The organism is Klebsiella sp. A-Nf5, assembly GCF_002810545.1.
Taxonomy (GTDB): Bacteria; Pseudomonadota; Gammaproteobacteria; order Enterobacterales; family Enterobacteriaceae; genus Klebsiella; species Klebsiella variicola.
This window is the reverse complement of sequence record NZ_PIOG01000049.1, coordinates 1-16,800: the sequence shown is the minus strand read 5'-3', so window position 1 is coordinate 16,800 and position 16,800 is coordinate 1. Positions and strand designations below refer to the sequence as shown.

Here is a 16,800-nt window from a genome sequence, read left to right as displayed (position 1 = left end):
TCGATGTTGCAATGGGGCGCAGTGTAGCAGTTTTACAGGCCAATCGCTTCTTTCAGGCTTTTTAAATAGCGCCGGCTCACCGGCACCGTTTGCCCGGCGCGCATCAGCAGCTCCGCCTGGCCGTTCTCTTCCAGGCGAATCTCCTTCAGGTGCGCCATATTCACCAGATACTGGCGATGGCAGCGCAGCAGCGGCGTGCGGCTCTCGAGGGTGCGCAGGGTCAGCTCGGTAAAGCCCTCTTTTCCTTCGCGATCGGTCACGTAGATGCCGCTCATCCGGCTGCTGACGAAGGCCACATCCTCCATCTGCAGCAGCCAGATACGGCTGTGGCCGGTACAGGGAATGTATTTCAGCGTCTGCCGGGCATCATCCAGCAGCGACACGTCCTGCAGGCTGCGCTCCTGACGCAGGCGAGCCAGGGTTTTCTCCAGCCGCGCGGCCTCAATCGGCTTGAGCAGATAGTCAAAAGCGTGCTCCTCAAAGGCTTTCACCGCGTATTCATCAAAGGCGGTGAGAAACACGATATAGGGGCGATGCTCGGGGTCGAGCATCCCGACCATCTCCAGGCCGCTGATGCGCGGCATCTGAATGTCGAGAAACAGCACGTCAGGGCGCAGCTTATGTACTGCGCCAATCGCCTCCACCGCATTGCCGCACTCGCCGACGATCTCGATATCGCGCTGAGTCTCCAGCAAAATACGCAGGTTTTCCCGCGCCAGCGGCTCATCATCGACGATCAATACTCTCAGCATGCATTCTCCTCCAGGGGCAAACGTAGGGTGACACGGGTAAAGCGCTCCGGTTCACAGGTGACGCTGATGCCGCAGTCGGCGCCAAAACGCGCCCGCAGACGCCTGTCCACCAGATTCATCCCCAGCCCGCTGGCCTGGGGGTTGGCCCGGTACAGTCCGGCGTTATCTTCGATATCCAGCTGCAGCCAGCGATCGTCCTGGCTGGCGCGAATGGTAATTTCGCCGACGCCAAGATGTTGCGATGTGCCATGCTTAATCGCGTTCTCCACGATCGGCTGCAGGGTGAAAGCGGGCAGCTGGTGATGCGCCAGCCCCTCGGGCACCGCCATCTGGATCTGCAGGTTAGCCTGGAAGCGAGCCTTCTCAATCTGCAGATAGGCGTTAACATGCTCGATCTCATCGGCAAGCGTGACAATTTCCGTCGGCCGTTTCAGGTTCTTGCGAAAGAAGGTCGACAGATACTGCACCAGCTGGCCGGCCTGATCGCTGTCGCGACGGATCACCGCCTTCAGCGTGTTAAGCGCGTTAAACAGGAAGTGCGGGTTGACCTGAGCGTGCAGGAGCTTGATTTCAGATTGCGTCAGCAGCGCCTTCTGCCGCTCGTACTGTCCGGCGAGGATCTGCGCCGACAACAGCTGGGCAATCCCCTCCCCGAGGGTGCGGTTGATCGAACTGAACAGGCGGTTTTTGGCCTCATACAGTTTAATGGTGCCTATCACCCGCTGGTTCTCACCGCGCAGGGGGATCACCAGCGTCGACCCCAGCTTACAGTGCGGATGAATCGAGCAGCGGTAAGGCACCTCGTTGCCATCGGCGTAGACCACCTCCCCGGTCTCAATCGCCCGTTGCGTATACGAGGAGGAGATAGGCTTGCCCGGCAGATGGTGATCGTCGCCGATGCCGGTAAACGCCAGCAGCTTGTCGCGATCGGTGATCGCCACCGCGCCGATATCCAGCTCCTGGATCAGCACCTGGGCCACCTTCATGCTGTTCTCTTCGTTGAATCCCTGACGCAGGATCCCCTCGGTCGACGCCGCCACCTTCAGCGCCGTGGCGGAAAAGGCGGAGGTGTATTTCTCGAACATCGCCCGTTTATCCAGCAGAATGCGCATAAACAGCGCCGCACCGACGGTATTGGTGACCATCATCGGCGCGGCGATGCTCTGCACCAGATGCAGGGCGTCCTGGAACGGGCGGGCAATCAGCAGAATGATCATCATCTGCACCAGCTCGGCCACGAAGGTGATCGCCCCGGCGGTCAACGGGCTAAAGACTTTGTCCGGCCGACCGCGTTTGACCAGCACGCTGTGCACCAGACCGCCCAGCAGCCCCTCAACGATGGTGGAGACCATGCAGCTTAAGGCGGTCATTCCGCCCAGCGAGTAGCGGTGCAGGCCGCCGGTCAGCCCCACCAGCCCGCCGACCACCGGACCGCCGAGCAGGCCGCCCATCACGGCGCCGATGGCGCGGGTGTTGGCGATGGAGTCTTCGATATGCAGACCGAAATAGGTCCCCATAATGCAGAAAATGGAGAAGGTGACGTAGCACAGCAGCTTGTGCGGCAGGCGAACGGTGACTTGCATCAGAGGGATAAACAGTCGGGTTTTGCTCATCAACCACGCGATGACCAAAAATACGCACATCTGCTGAAGCAGCAGCAACACCAGATCAAACTCGTACATACCCGCAAACCACACATTACTGAAAGCGCGTACCATACCCTGACTGGCGAAAACTTTCTTTGAAGCCCTGCATAAAAATGAAAAATGACGGACAGGATCACACTTTTTTCCGGCGCGTTGCTCAGTAAACGCGGCAAAAACCCCGGCGCGGCGCGCTAAACCGCAATTAATGTTTCATTAACACCTGTGCTTCACCGTATAATCCCCCTGTTAACATCAGGAGCCTATTATGAAGCCAGCGAAAATCGCGGTCGTCACCCTCTTCTTACTTATGGCCATCGGCGGGATCAGCGGCGTGATGCTGGCCGGCTATTCCTTTATTGTGCGTGGCGGTGTCGGCTGATCCAGCGGGTCAGACGCTCAAACGCGCGGTCGACGATAATCGCCGCCAGCGCCACCAGCAGCGCCCCCTGTACAATATAGGCGGTATTAAAGCCGCTCAGGCCGATGATGATCGGCGTCCCGAGCGTACTGGCCCCCACCGTCGAGGCAATGGTCGCGGTACCAATATTGACGATGACCGAGGTGCGGATCCCCGCCAGTATCACCGGGGCCGCCAGCGGTAGTTCCACCTTATACAGACGCTGCCAGCCGGTCATTCCCATCCCTTCGGCTACCCCTGACACCCCCGACGGTATCGACCCCATCCCGGCCAGCGTTCCCTGCAGCACCGGCAGTATGCCATACAGCGCGAGGGCGATGAGCGCGGGCAGCCAGCCAAATCCCAGCACCGGCACCGCCATCGCCAGCACCGCCACCGGCGGAAAGGTCTGCCCGATAGCGGCGATCGTCTCCACCAGCGGGCGAAACGCGCTGCCGGCGGGCCGGGTGACCGCCACCCCGGCCCCCAGCCCCACAGCCGTTGCCGCGAGACTGGACGCCACCACCAGCCAGCCGTGATCGAGGGTTAGCGCCCAGAAGCTCTCCTGCAGATAGACCGGCCGCGGCAGTTCCGGAAACAGCCGGCTAAACAGCGGCGCGCTGTAGGGCAGCCCTACCAGCAGGCCGATAAACAGCGCGATAAGCCACCACAGCGGCTCACGAAGCGCCTTCATGGCTCATCTCCTGGCGCAGCAGATCGGCAAAATGCAGCGTGCCGCAGGGCCTGCCGTCGGCATCGACCACCGGCAGCGCCTCGCAGCGCCGGGCGACAAACTGCGACAGCGCTTCCCGCAGGGTCATGGTGACGGTCAGCCCCTCACCCGCCAGCCATTCGCCGGGACGCAAATAGTCCCCCACCTCGCGCAGCGACAGCAGGCGCACGCCCAGCTCGCTGCGGCCAAAAAAGGTCTGCACAAAACTATTTTTCGGCCGCAGGAGCATCTCCAGCGGCGCCCCCTGCTGGACCACCTCGCCCCCGTCCATCAGTACCAGGTGGTCCGCCAGACGCAGCGCTTCGTCAATATCATGGGTCACCAGCACAATCGTCCGCCCCAGCAGGCGGTGGATGCGCAGCATCTCCTGCTGCAGCGCCTCGCGGGTCACCGGGTCGAGGGCGCCGAAGGGCTCATCCATCAACAGCACCTCCGGATCCGCCGCCAGCGCCCGCGCCACCCCCACCCGCTGCTGCTGGCCGCCGGAAAGCTGATGCGGGTAACGGTCGCGCAGCGTCGCCTCCAGCCCTAACAACGCCATCAGCTCGTCGACCCGGTCGGCGATCCTCGCCCGCGGCCATTTTTGCAGCTGCGGCACAGTGGCGATATTCTGCGCCACCGTCCAGTGCGGAAACAGGCCGATGGACTGGATGGCATAGCCCATCCGCCGCCGCAGGGTCAGGACCGGCTGCTGACGGATGTCCTCGCCGGCAAAACGAATAGTGCCACGGTCCGGCTCCAGCAGGCGGTTGATCATCTTCAGCGTCGTCGACTTGCCCGAGCCGGAGGTCCCCACCAGCACCGAGAAGGCGCCTTCGCGCAGCTCCAGGGTCAGATCCTTCACCGCCGGATGGCCGGCAAACACTTTGCTGACCCCTTCAAACTCAATCATTGGCCTCTCCTTTTAGCCAGGCGCCCCACAGGGCGAGCAGGGCATCCACCACCACCGCCAGGGCAATGGTCGGCACCACGCCCAGCAGCACCAGATCCAGCGCACTGCTCAGCAGCCCCTGAAACACCAGCGCGCCAAAGCCGCCGGCGCCGATCAGCGCGGCCACCACCGCCATGCCGACGGTTTGCACGCTGACCACCCGCAGGCTGCGCAACAACACCGGCATCGCCAGGGGAAGCTGCACCTGACGAAAGCGCTGCCCGGCGCTCATGCCCATCGCCGTCGCGCTCTCCAGAGCATCCTGCGGCACCTGCTGCAGGCCGGTCACCACCCCGCGCACCAGCGGCAGCAGCGCATACAGCGTCAGGGCGATCAGGGCTGGCGCCACGCCGGTCCCGGAGACGCCCAGCTCGCCCAGCGCCGGGAAATAGCGCGCCAGGCCGGCAAGTGGCGCAATCAGCAGGCCGAAAAGCGCCACCGACGGGATAGTCTGGATCACATTGAGCACAGTGAAGGCCGGCGCCTGCCAGCGCGGACGTCGCCACAGCCATACCCCCAGCGGCAGGCCAATGAGCAGGCCCGGCAGCAGGGTGCCGAACAGCAGAAGCAAATGCTGGCGCAGGGCGTCGTCAAATACTTCCTGACGGTTGGCATACTCCTTCAGCAAAGAGAGCTGATCGAGCGCCCCGGTAGCAAGCAGGATGATAGGCAACAGCCAGACTTGCGCATTAAGCAGCCAGCGCCACAGCGGCCGGACGGTAAGATGACGGATGGCCTCGCTGGCCAGCAGCAGACAAAGCGCCAGCGACAGCCACAGACCGCTGCCGGGCGAGGTGCGCGCCAGCGGCGAGCCGTGCCGGGAGAGCTCAAGCGCCGCCTGTCCGCTACCCCAGATAAGCAGCGGGAAGAGCAGTTCGGCCAGCAGCAGGTGAAGAAGCGGCACGATCCTGCCTGGCAGCCAGCAAAGCAGCATCCCGGCAAGGGCTGCCGCCAGCTGAACGCCGGCGAGCCAGGGCATCACCTGCCACAGCCCACGCCCTTCGCCGGAGAGTAAGCGATTCGGCGCGTAAGTGATAAACGGCAGCGCCAGCGTAACCAGCAACAGACCTGTCAGCAGCAGGCCGACGCGGTGAGTACAGCGAATGGTCACCGGTGGCTTACTTCAGCAGGCCTTTCTGCTGCAGATAATCTGCCGCCACGCGCTTCGCATCCTGGCCTTCCACCGCAATACGGGCGTTCAGCTGCTGCAAGGTTTTTTCATCGAGGCTGGCAAAGACCGGCTTCAGCCAGTCGGCGATTTGCGGGTAGGCCTTGAGCACGGCCTCACGCACCACCGGCGTCGGGGCATAAATCGGCTGCACGCCCTGCGGGTCGCTCAGCGTCTGTAACCCCAGCGCCGCGACCGGGCCGTCAGTGCCGTAGGCCATCGCCGCGTTAACGCCCGAGGTCTGCTGCGCCGCTGCTTTGATGGTCACCGCCGTATCCCCCCCGGCCAGCGACAACAGCTGGTTCTGGTTGAGGTTGAAGCCATACGCTTTCTCAAACGCCGGCAGCGCGTCCGGGCGCTCAATAAACTCCGCCGAGGCCGCCAGCTTAAATTCACCGCCCTGCTTCAGGTAGCGACTGAGGTCGGCCAGCGAGGTCAGGTGATTTTTCTCCGCCAGGTCCTGGCGCACCGCGATGGTCCAGGTGTTGTTCGCTGGCGCCGGGGTGAGCCACACCAGTTGATGTTTCTCCTGGTCGAGACGCTTCACCTTCTCATAGCCCTGTTGGGCATGCTTCCACGCCGGGTCGTTTTCATCTTTAAAGAAGAAAGCGCCATTGCCGGTATATTCCGGGTAGATATCCAGCTCGCCGGCGACAATCGCCCCGCGCACCACCGGCGTAGTGCCGAGCTGGATTTTATTAATCGTTTTTACGCCGTGGCTTTCCAGCACCTGCTGGATCATATTGCCCAGCAGCGCGCCTTCGGTATCAATTTTCGAGCCGACCTTCACCGGCTCCGCCGCCTGCAGCGGCACACTTATCAGGGCGGCCAGCGCCAGCGCGCCGGACCATTTCATTGCCATCTTCATCCCGCTTCCCTCAGTTCTTTTGCGCTTCGCTTACAGAAGCTTAAGAGAAAAGCGTAGTCCATTTGCTGGCGATACGAAAAAGAAAAGGCCGATTAATCGGCCTTTAACGTGTTACGTTGAGCTTAAGGGCTATTCCTTACAACAGTTCAAACTCGCTCTGCTTCACGCGGGCGGAGTCCACGCCGATAAAGACATTGAATTTGCCCGGCTCAGCAACGTATTTCATCTGCTGGTTCCAGAACTTCAGCGCGTCGACGTCAATCGGGAAGCTGACGGTTTGCGTTTCGCCCGGCTTGAGGTTGACCTTTTTAAAGCCGCGCAGCATTTTCACCGGCCGGCTCATGGAGGCAGTGACGTCCTGCAGATACAGCTGAATGACCGTTGCCCCTTCGCGTTTACCGGTGTTGGTCACCTGCACGCTGGCGGTCACGCTGCCGTCGCGCGGCAGGGTGGCTGACGACATGGTGACATCGGAGACGCTAAAGGTGGTGTAGCTGAGGCCATAACCAAATGGATACAGCGGGCCGTTGGCTTCATCGAAGTAACGCGAGGTGTACTTGTTCGGCTTCTCCGGATTATACGGCCGGCCGGTATTCAGGTGGCTGTAGTAGGTTGGGATCTGCCCCACCGAGCGCGGGAAAGACATCGGCAGTTTGCCCGACGGATTGTAATCGCCAAACAGCACATCGGCGATGGCGTGGCCGCCTTCGGTGCCGGCAAACCAGGTCTCCAGCAGCGCATCGGCTTGCTGATCCTCTTTCACCAGCGCCAGCGGACGGCCGTTCATCAGCACCAGCACCAGCGGTTTGCCGGTGGCTTTGAGGGCGGCAATCAGATTGCGCTGGCTCTGCGGCAGGGTGATGTCGGTGCGGCTGGAGGCCTCATGCGCCATGCCCTGCGCTTCGCCCACCACGGCAACCACCACGTCGGATTGCTTCGCCGCCGCGACGGCTTCGTCGATCATTTCCTGCGGCGAGCGCGGGTCAACCTGCACTGCTTTCTCATACAGGTTAAGGAAATCGACAATGCCTTTATCGTCAGTGACGTTCGCCCCTTTGGCGTAAATCACTTTGCCGTTATCACCCAGCGCTTCTTTAATGCCGGTCAGGACGGTCACCGACTGGTCGGCCACCCCGGCCGCGGACCAGCTGCCCATCATGTCGCGTTTGCTGTCCGCCAGCGTGCCAATCACCGCGATGGTGCCGGATTTTTTCAGCGGCAGCGTATCGAGACGGTTTTTCAGCAGTACCAGGCTTTCGCGGGCCACTTCGCGCGCCTCTTTGCGATGCAGGCGGCTTTCCGCGTTGGTGTCCTGCGGGTCAGAATCTTTTGGTCCCAGGTGGCTGTACGGATCGTTGAACAGCCCCATGTCATATTTCACGTTGAGCACATGACGGGTGGCGTCATCCAGCTCGGCCATGGTCACCTTGCCTGACTTTACCAGCTCCGGCAGGTACTTGCTGTAATACTCGTCGCTCATGCTCATGTTGATGCCGGACTTGAGCGCCACGCGCACCGCGTCTTCCGGGTCGGAGGCCACGCCGTGCTTAATCAACTCTTTGATGGCGCCGTGGTCGGAAACCGTGATGCCTTTAAAGCCCCACTGGTCGCGCAGGACGTCTTTCAGCAGCCAGGAATCGGCAGTTGCCGGGGTGCCGTTCAGCGAGTTCAGGGCCACCATCACCGCGCCGCTGCCGGCATCAAGCCCGGCTTTATACGGCGGCATATAGTCGTTGAACAGGCGCTGCGGACTCATGTCGACCGTGTTGTACTCTTTCCCGCCCTCCACCGCGCCGTAGGCGGCGAAGTGCTTGACGCTGGTCATCACTGAATAGCGGTCCGCCGGACTCTTGCCCTGCATCGACTCCACCATCGCCTGGCCCATCATCGTGGTCAGATACGTGTCTTCCCCGAACCCTTCGGAAGCGCGTCCCCAGCGCGGGTCGCGGGAGACGTCGACCATCGGCGCCCAGGTCATGTTCAGGCCGTCATCGGCGGCTTCATAAGCTGACACGCGGCCCACGGTCTTCACCGCGTCAAGGTTAAACGACGAGGCCAGGCCGAGGCTTATCGGGAACACGGTGCGCTGGCCGTGCAGCACATCGTAGGCAAAGAACAATGGGATCTTCAGGCGGCTAAGCTGCATCACCTGATCCTGCATCGTGCGGATATCCGGACGGGTGACGGTGTTAAAAATCGCCCCCACCTGACCGTCTTTGATCATTTCACGGATCGCTTCTTTCGGGTTATCCGGGCCGACGCTTATCAGACGCAGCTGGCCGATTTTCTCGTCCACCGTCATTTTTTTCAGCAGGTCGGTGACAAAGGCATCCCGCGCCTGCGGGGTCAGAGGGTGGTTACCAAACAGTTCATCCGCCAGCGCGGGTTGCAGCGCCAGACTCACGGCGACGCCTACAGTGCAGAGCCATTTCATTGTTATCTCGCTTTTTCTCAGACGGGGACTCGGTAAAACATAATAAAAACCGCAGTTTGCCATATATATAAACAACGCGCCCGCAGAATGCTAAGGTTCTTCTCTGATTTTTGCGAAACATTCATGCATCAAATTGTCATACAAAGCGCTATGCTTATCCTCGATATTTCGCGCACCACCACAAGGAGTGGAACATGTCATCTGCACCCACTAATACCCATAAAACGTTTCTGGCGGATCTGGCGCGCCTGGTTGGCCCTTCGCATCTGCTGACCGACCCGGCAAAAACCCAACGCTACCGCAAAGGCTTCCGCTCCGGTCAGGGCGAGGCGCTGGCGGTTGTGTTTCCCGGCACCCTGCTGGAACTCTGGCGCGTGCTTAACGCCTGCGTAGACGCCGATAAAATTATTCTGATGCAGGCGGCCAACACCGGCCTGACCGAAGGTTCGACCCCCAACGGCAATGATTACGATCGCGAGATCGTGATTATCAGCACTCTGCGCCTGGATAAACTGCATCTGCTGGACAAAGGCGAGCAGGTGCTGGCCTGGCCTGGCACTACCCTCTATTCGCTGGAAAAAGCGCTCAAACCGCTGGGTCGCGAGCCGCACTCAGTGATCGGTTCGTCGTGCATCGGCGCATCGGTGATCGGTGGGATCTGCAACAACTCCGGCGGTTCGCTGGTGCAGCGCGGGCCCGCCTATACCGAGATGTCGCTGTTCGCGCAGATTGACGCCGACGGCAAGTTGAAGCTGGTCAACCATCTGGGCATTGATCTCGGCAGCACGCCGGAGCAGATCCTCAGCCGCCTCGACGACGAGCGGATCAGCGATAGCGATGTGCTGCACGACGGCCGCCACGCCCACGATCACGACTATGTCACTCGCGTGCGCGATGTCGATGCCGACACCCCGGCGCGCTACAACGCCGACCCGGACCGCCTGTTCGAGTCCTCCGGCTGCGCCGGCAAGCTGGCGGTTTTCGCCGCGCGTCTGGATACCTTCCCGGCGGAAAAACGCCAGCAGGTGTTTTACATTGGCACCAACCAGCCGCAGGTATTGACCGAGATCCGCCGCCATATCCTCGCCGAGTTCCAGCATCTGCCGGTGGCCGGGGAATATATGCACCGCGATATTTACGATATCGCCGAGAAGTATGGCAAAGACACCTTCCTGATGATCGACAAGCTCGGCACCGACAAAATGCCGTTCTTCTTCACCATGAAGGGGCGCACCGACGCGATGCTGGAGAAAGTCTCGCTGTTTAAGCCACACTTTACCGACCGCTTTATGCAGAAGCTCGGCCACGTCTTCCCGGCGCACTTACCGGAGCGGATGAAAACCTGGCGTGATAAATATGAACATCATCTGCTGCTGAAGATGGCCGGGGATGGCATCGAAGAAGCGCAGCGCTGGCTGACGGAATACTTCCAGCAGGCCGAGGGAGATTTCTTCGCCTGTACGCCAGAAGAAGGCAGCAAGGCATTCCTGCACCGCTTTGCCGCCGCCGGCGCGGCCATCCGCTATCAGGCGGTGCATGCTGATGAAGTGGAAGATATTCTGGCGCTGGATATCGCCCTGCGCCGCAACGATACCGAGTGGTTCGAACATCTGCCGCCGGAGATCGACAGCCAGCTGGTGCATAAGCTCTACTATGGCCACTTTATGTGCCATGTGTTCCATCAGGATTACATCGTCAAGAAAGGGGTCGACGCCCACGCTCTGAAAGAGCAGATGCTGGAGTTACTGAAAGCGCGCGGCGCCCAGTACCCGGCGGAGCATAACGTGGGTCATCTGTATGAGGCGCCAGAGAGCCTGCAGCAGTTCTATCGCCAGAACGATCCGACCAACAGCATGAACCCAGGAATTGGTAAAACCAGTAAGCAGAAATACTGGGGTGAGCCGCAGAAGCCGTCTGCGCCACAATAATCGTAAAAACGGGACTGTCCCATTGAGGGGGACGCTCAAATCAGAGCGTCCCCTGCCCTAAAATCAGTATTGTTAGAAGTCCGTCTTAAGCCGTGATGCTCTATTTAGCTGGCGCTGCTGGCTATTTTATTCAGTCATCTTCTGACGGGCTTCTACCAGCAGAGAATAATCGCCACCGAGTTCTTTCGTCGAGTGGATAGCGCTCTGAAAAAGCGTGCCCAGAATGTTCCTGATCTCCTGCGGCCTGAACCTTTCTTTTGGCCCAGAGAGCGTGAGTGCGCCCTGTAAAATCCCCCCCACGCCAAAAACCGGCACAGAAACCGAAGCGGTTTCGGGATCGCGTTCACCATAAGATTCAGCCCACAAGTTTTGCCGTATTTCGGCAAAAATGGGGTCATCCGTGTAGGTAAACGCGCTCAGTATTTTCCCGGAGGCGCCGTATTTCGCAGAGAAGCGATCGCCTTCACGTATGGAAACACGAACCGCCCGTCGAGGTTCGACGCGATAAAGAATGACGCGCCAGTCATTATCCATGATGTAGAAAGAGGATGTTTCTCCGCTGAGAGTGGAAAGGTGCTCAAGATGTGGCAACAGCACATCCCTTAAGCGGAATGAAGCCTGATACAGCGATGAGAGCCTGAGCGGCTCTGGCCCGATGCAGTAACGACCATCGACGGATTTACGCACAAAGCCTGCTTTTTCAAGGGAGCTCAGCAGACGGAGAAGGGTACTTTTATAGAAACCGGTTCGCCGCGCTAATTCAGCTAGCGTCAGTTGAGAGGCGTCCTTGTCAAATACGGCAAGAATAGCAAACGCACGATCCACTGCTGCAGCGCCGCTTTCAGCTGCCGGTTTCTTTCCGGCCGGATTTTTTTCCGGCGCGCCGTCATCGTTTGTCATGCAGACCTCATAAATTGAAAAAGCCCGGTGAATCGAGGCGAATTGTCCATAACTTAATGAACAAAATAAGGAATTACAAGGACAGATAAGGAAGCCTGGGGGGCCCGCCTGTGCGGGCTGATGATGATTAAGTCGCTGAGGAAATGATACCGCGTTGCTCCAGATGCGCTATCGCCTCTGATGAGTAACCCAGCGCTTCAAGAATGGATGCCGAATCATGGCCAACATCAGGCACGTTAATACGGGTTCCGAAACGCTGTCCGTCCATCTCAAAAGGCAGCATAGGGATACGGACCTCGGTCCCGTCTGGCAGCGTAACGCCAGTCATGCCACCGGACTCGTTAAGATGGACATCATCAAAAAGATCGTCCGGGCGACGAATGGGAGAAAATGGCAGGCCAAACTGTTCACATAGCGCCATAACGTCATGCTTAGGCATCGACAGCAGGTGCGCTCTGATAACCGGCAAAATTCGCTCACGGGCCTGAACACGTTGATTATTTGTGGCAAGGCTTTCATCCACAGCGAAATCATGCATGCCAAAGGCTTCACAGAATACCTTCCACTGCGTATCGCTCACCACGCCAATGAACACCTGCTCATTTTCGCGGGTGGTAAATACGTCATAGACGGCCCAGGCAGACAGCCGGGTGGGCATCGGCGCGGCTGATTTTCCCGTTACGGCTTTCTGCATCATGTGCTGGGCGACCAGGAAGGCTGAGTTCTCATAGAGCCCCGTCTGCACAAACTGCCCCTGTCCGTTCTGGCCGCGCTGTAGCAGAGCAGCCAGCACTGTGATTGCGCTGAACATCCCGCCCATCACATCATTGACTGAAGCGCCCGCCCGCAGCGGACGTCCCTCCGGCCCCGTCATATAGGCCAGTCCGGTCATCATCTGCACCACTTCATCCAGCGCCGTCCGGTTCTCATACGGACCCGGCAGAAAGCCTTTCATCGAGCTGTAGATGATGTCGGGCTTAATGGCTTTGACGGCCTCGTAGCCGAAACCTATTTTATCCATAGCGCCAGGGCGGAAATTTTCAGTAAACACATCGGCTGTAGCAATCAGCTTTTTAACCGCTTCCTGACCTTCTGCCGATTTAATATCGACAGCCAGACTTTTCTTGTTGCGATTATAGGTCATCCAGTAGCCCGCGCCCGACCCCGTCAGTCGTCGGGTATTGTCTCCCTGAGGGACCGGTTCAATTTTTATCACTTCTGCGCCAAGATCGGCCAGCAGCAGGCCACAGGTCGGCCCCATCACCATGTGGACAAATTCAATGACGCGGATGCCTTCCAGCGGCAGTTTTTTCTGATTCTGATCGGACATTATTTTCTCCCTGCATAGTGAAAATTTTTCCCAACTCCGGCATCGGGAATAAAACCGTAGAGCGGCTCTCCGGGTACTCCTCGTTTGAGCGTTTCACGCGCAGTGAGCAACCTGTCTATATCGACGCCGGTACGCAGCCCCATTGATTCGAGCAGATAGACGAGATCTTCTGTCACAATATTGCCCGATGCGCCGGGCGCGTATGGGCATCCACCTATCCCGCCGAGCGAGGCGTCAAAGGTCGTTACACCGGCCTCCAGAGCCGCAAGAACGTTCGCCAACCCCTGGCCTCGGGTATTGTGAAAATGAGCGCTGCCGGCCAGCTCACCGACTTCTGCTTTCAGCCTGCGGAACAGGCGCTGTACCTGAAGCGGCGTGCCGTAACCTACCGTGTCAGCCAGGCCAACCTCATCAACGCCCAGCTCAGCCATCATGCTGGCAATGCGAATAACGTTGTCGTCGTGAACGACGCCCTGAATAGTGCAGCCGAATACCGTCGAGAGACCTGCTTCGATCTCAACCCCGGGGTGGTTCTCATTGCGAAATGAGACGATTTTGGCCACCTCGGCAAAAATCTGGTCATGGGTTTTATTCACGTTTGCCAGCGAATGAGGTTCGCTGACTGACACCGGGATAGTGACTTTCTGTACTCCTGAGGCGAATGCGGCCTCTGCCCCACGCAGATTTGGTACCAGCGCAGTGACAAACAGATTCGGTAGCGTACGCGCATACTTTACAATCTCCCCCGTATCGGCCATCTGGGGCAGCAGCTTCTGTGAAACAAAAGAACCCACCTCAATTTCCCTCAATCCCGCTGAGGCTAAATCACTGACCCACTGCTTTTTCAGCGCTGTCGGCATGACGGCAGAAACGCTCTGCAGCCCGTCTCGCGGCCCCACTTCACTGATAAGAATGTCGATATTGCTCTGGCTCATTGGCTCTGCTCCGATATAGTCAGGTGAACTCTCACCACACTCACGTGTTCTCTCTGACGAAACGATGTTCTGTTATAATTTTGTTGTAATTTGAACAAGAGTCAATCAGCGCTTAACGCCTCGATTTATTACTGAGATCTAAATCACATTCGTTGCTGTGCGCGGGGATCATTTCTGAGCGGTTAACCACTGGATGCATTATTTTTTATCGGGAGCGGATAATCATGCGCAAATTTTTCGCTAAAATCGGAATAAAAAAGCTTTATTTTCAGAATAATGCCTGAAAATTTTGTCGGAGGCGGTAATGTTGACTGGGCGCGATAATGTTATTCATTGCCTCTGGCGGCAGGGTGTTTTCTCACGGCAGAAAATCTGAGCGTAGCGATCAAGTCATGATCGCTTTTCAACAAAACTTCGATCCAGCTCAATTATTTTACATCTCATTCACATCCTTTCTTGACGTCCTCCTCTGTTCACCGCAAGAGTTAACATCAAAATAACAAAACAACGTTCTGTCTGACAGAATAATATCAATAACCAAGAAGGTGCAATGATGACAATACTAAGCTACCTCATGATCGGCGTGTTCATGTTTCTGATCATGACTCGCAGACTGTCAGCCCTGCTCGCGTTAATCCTCGTGCCGCTGTTTTTTGCCCTCGTGGCCGGCTTCCACGCTGAGCTGGGCAAAATGATGATGGACGGCGTTAAGCTACTTGCCCCGACGGGTGTCATGTTGACCTTTGCCATCCTCTATTTCTGTGTCATGACCGACGCCGGGATGTTCGACCCTTTTATCCGTCTCATTGTTCGTATCGTAAAAGGCGATCCGCTTAAGGTTTTGGTAGGCACGGCGATTCTGGGTATTAGCGTAGCGCTGGACGGCGATGGTGCCACGACTTACCTGATCTGTACCGCCGCTTTGCTTCCGCTATATCGCCGTCTGGGAATAAAGCTTCAGTACATGGCAACCGTGCTGCTGCTTTCGATCGGCGTGATGAACATGCTTCCCTGGGGGGGACCCACGGCGCGCGCCGCCAGCGCCATGAAAGTCGACGTCGGCGAACTCTTTATGCTGCTCCTGCCCGTTATGCTCTGCGGTCTTGCCTGGGTGGTACTGGTTGCTGTTTTTTTTGGCCTGCGCGAACGGCGCCGGCTTGGCGTCATCGACATTGATCTCAGTGAAGATACCGGGAAGCGTACTTCAGTCACCAGTTACCGTTATCTCTTCAACTCCGCTCTGACCACTGCTTTGTTAGTGATGTTAGTTCTGGGCATTCTGCCTATGGCGACACTTTTCATGATCGCCTTTGCGCTGGCGATGCTGGTGAACTTCCCCAACCTGAAACGCCAGAAGGAGATCCTTGCCAAACATGCAGAGAACGTGCTTGCCATTGTTGCTCTTATTTTTGCAGCAGGGATTTTTACCGGCATTTTGTCAGGTACAGGTATGGTGGATGCCATGTCCAACAGTCTCGTAGAGTCACTACCTGCCTCAGCAGGCCCCTGGCTCGGCGTTATCACCGCGCTTATCAGTATGCCGTTTACCTTCTTCATGACAAACGATGCCTTCTACTTTGGCGTTTTGCCTATTCTTGCCCAGACCGCGGCCAGTTATGGGATTTCACCCATGCAGATGGCCGTTGCTTCGCTGATTGGACAACCCGTTCATCTACTCAGCCCACTCGTTGCGTCAACGTACCTTCTTGTCGGCATTCTCGATCTTGATTACGGGTTGAATCAGCGCGCAAGCCTGAAGTGGGCAGCAGGAACCGTTATGTGCATGCTGGCAGGCGCGATCGTGCTCGGCACTTTGCCGTTACACAGCTGACCGGTTGTCGTTGGTCGATACATTGCCTGGGTTAATCTTGTCAACTTTTTGGGGTCAGAACAAAACCAGGACTATTCAGCCTTGGCGCTTCTGTATTACGCTGCACGCCGGAGAATGTCTCTCCGGCAGATTCAGGAGCGCCGCCATGCCCGCAGAGGCCCCGTTACTCGACAGTGATTTAGAAATTCGTGAAGCGCTGCCCGACGATGCGCACGCCATCGCCGCGCTGTATGTCTGGCACGTGCTCAATGGCCGCGCTTCCTTTGAAGAGATCCCCCCTACCGTTGACGAAATGCGTAAACGGATCAAAACCGTCCGCGATAACGGGCTGCCCTGGCTGGTGGCGCTGTGGCGCGGCGCCATCGTCGGCTACTGCTACGCCACCTTCTATCGGCCCCGTCCGGCCTACCGCTACACGCTTGAGGAATCGATCTACGTTGAATCGGGAATGGGCGGGCGCGGTATCGGCAGCGCGCTGCTGTCGCGGCTGATCGCCGAATGTGAGAAAGGCCCGTGGCGGCAGATGCTGGCGATCATCGGTGATGGCCATAACAATGCTGGTTCGCTGGCGATCCATAAAAAGTTTGGTTTTACCGTGGCGGGTCAACTGCGCAGCGTGGGCTACAAGATGGGCGACTGGCGGGATACGTTGATTATGCAGCGCGCGCTGGGTGACGGCGACTGGACGCTGCCGGAGTGATATCTGACGTTAAATCCCCGGTTCGCGGCGTAACCGCCTTAGCCGGGCTACCGTTCAGCGCGGTTCCGTAGGCCGGATAAGGCGTCAGCCACCATCCGCCACAAACACCGGCACTCAGCCTGATTGCCCGGCGGCGCTACGCTTGCCGGGCCTACAAAGGGGACGAACCCGGCGCCAAATAACGTAGGCCGGATAAGGCGCGAGCCGCCATCCGGCACAAACGCGGCACGGTGCCGGGTATATTGCC

14 protein-coding genes are annotated in these 16,800 nt (G+C 58.4%); 4 read left to right on the top strand and 10 right to left on the bottom strand.

Translation table 11 applies throughout. The features are described from left to right. Positions 1-32: 32 nt before the first annotated feature. Together btsR and CWM53_RS06340 are read right to left on the bottom strand one after the other, a co-directional pair. Positions 33-752, bottom strand: a complete 720-nt coding sequence (gene btsR / locus CWM53_RS06345; protein ID WP_061153886.1) for a two-component system response regulator BtsR — start codon at positions 750-752, stop codon at positions 33-35. After that, complete coding sequence (locus CWM53_RS06340; RefSeq protein WP_002912760.1) at positions 746-2,434, bottom strand: sensor histidine kinase; 1,689 nt, start codon at positions 2,432-2,434, stop codon at positions 746-748. The genes btsR and CWM53_RS06340 overlap by 7 nt, the downstream gene beginning before the upstream one ends. A 229-nt stretch (positions 2,435-2,663) precedes the next feature. Here CWM53_RS06340 and CWM53_RS06335 point away from each other — a divergent pair, with 229 nt between their 5' ends. After that, positions 2,664-2,777, top strand: a complete 114-nt coding sequence (locus CWM53_RS06335; protein WP_002912762.1) for a protein YohO — start codon at positions 2,664-2,666, stop codon at positions 2,775-2,777. Here CWM53_RS06335 and CWM53_RS06330 read toward each other — a convergent pair. The 5 genes from CWM53_RS06330 to bglX all read right to left on the bottom strand — a co-directional run bounded on the left by CWM53_RS06330 (position 2,752) and on the right by bglX (position 8,929). Beyond that, positions 2,752-3,489, bottom strand: a complete 738-nt coding sequence (locus CWM53_RS06330; protein WP_074388058.1) for an ABC transporter permease — start codon at positions 3,487-3,489, stop codon at positions 2,752-2,754. The two genes, CWM53_RS06335 and CWM53_RS06330, sit on opposite strands and share 26 nt — an antisense overlap. Then, entirely contained in the window at positions 3,473-4,420 is a 948-nt protein-coding gene (locus tag CWM53_RS06325) for an ABC transporter ATP-binding protein (protein ID WP_100729463.1), read from the bottom strand. Before CWM53_RS06325 ends, CWM53_RS06330 begins: the two co-directional genes overlap by 17 nt. After that, positions 4,413-5,570: an ABC transporter permease gene (locus CWM53_RS06320; RefSeq protein WP_100729464.1), complete on the bottom strand. Its 1,158-nt coding sequence runs from the start codon at positions 5,568-5,570 to the stop codon at positions 4,413-4,415. Before CWM53_RS06320 ends, CWM53_RS06325 begins: the two co-directional genes overlap by 8 nt. 7 nt (positions 5,571-5,577) lie before the next feature. Then, positions 5,578-6,495 carry an ABC transporter substrate-binding protein gene (locus CWM53_RS06315; protein ID WP_100631161.1) on the bottom strand — a complete coding sequence of 306 codons (918 nt, stop codon included), beginning with the start codon at positions 6,493-6,495 and terminating at the stop codon, positions 5,578-5,580. 136 nt (positions 6,496-6,631) lie between these two features. Beyond that, positions 6,632-8,929, bottom strand: coding sequence for a beta-glucosidase BglX (gene bglX, locus CWM53_RS06310; RefSeq protein WP_100697947.1), 2,298 nt, complete (start codon positions 8,927-8,929; stop codon positions 6,632-6,634). A 194-nt stretch (positions 8,930-9,123) separates the two neighbouring features. On the opposite strand from bglX, the gene dld reads away from it, so the two are divergent. Then, on the top strand, positions 9,124-10,857 hold the full coding sequence (gene dld / locus CWM53_RS06305; RefSeq protein WP_100729465.1) for a D-lactate dehydrogenase: 1,734 nt from the start codon (positions 9,124-9,126) through the stop codon (positions 10,855-10,857). A gap of 126 nt (positions 10,858-10,983) precedes the next feature. On the opposite strand, the gene CWM53_RS06300 is transcribed toward dld, so the two are convergent. The 3 genes from CWM53_RS06300 to CWM53_RS06290 all read right to left on the bottom strand — a co-directional run bounded on the left by CWM53_RS06300 (position 10,984) and on the right by CWM53_RS06290 (position 14,022). Next, on the bottom strand, positions 10,984-11,757 hold the full coding sequence (locus CWM53_RS06300) for an IclR family transcriptional regulator (protein WP_100631158.1): 774 nt from the start codon (positions 11,755-11,757) through the stop codon (positions 10,984-10,986). 127 nt (positions 11,758-11,884) lie between these two features. Then, positions 11,885-13,087: a CaiB/BaiF CoA transferase family protein gene (locus CWM53_RS06295; RefSeq protein ID WP_100729466.1), complete on the bottom strand. Its 1,203-nt coding sequence runs from the start codon at positions 13,085-13,087 to the stop codon at positions 11,885-11,887. After that, entirely contained in the window at positions 13,087-14,022 is a 936-nt protein-coding gene (locus CWM53_RS06290; RefSeq protein ID WP_100631156.1) for a hydroxymethylglutaryl-CoA lyase, read from the bottom strand. The genes CWM53_RS06295 and CWM53_RS06290 overlap by 1 nt, the downstream gene beginning before the upstream one ends. 550 nt (positions 14,023-14,572) lie before the next feature. Here CWM53_RS06290 and CWM53_RS06285 point away from each other — a divergent pair. Together CWM53_RS06285 and CWM53_RS06280 are read left to right on the top strand one after the other, a co-directional pair. Next, entirely contained in the window at positions 14,573-15,853 is a 1,281-nt protein-coding gene (locus CWM53_RS06285; RefSeq protein ID WP_100631155.1) for a CitMHS family transporter, read from the top strand. 145 nt (positions 15,854-15,998) lie between these two features. After that, complete coding sequence (locus tag CWM53_RS06280) at positions 15,999-16,553, top strand: GNAT family N-acetyltransferase (RefSeq protein WP_008804045.1); 555 nt, start codon at positions 15,999-16,001, stop codon at positions 16,551-16,553. Positions 16,554-16,800 lie beyond the last annotated feature (247 nt).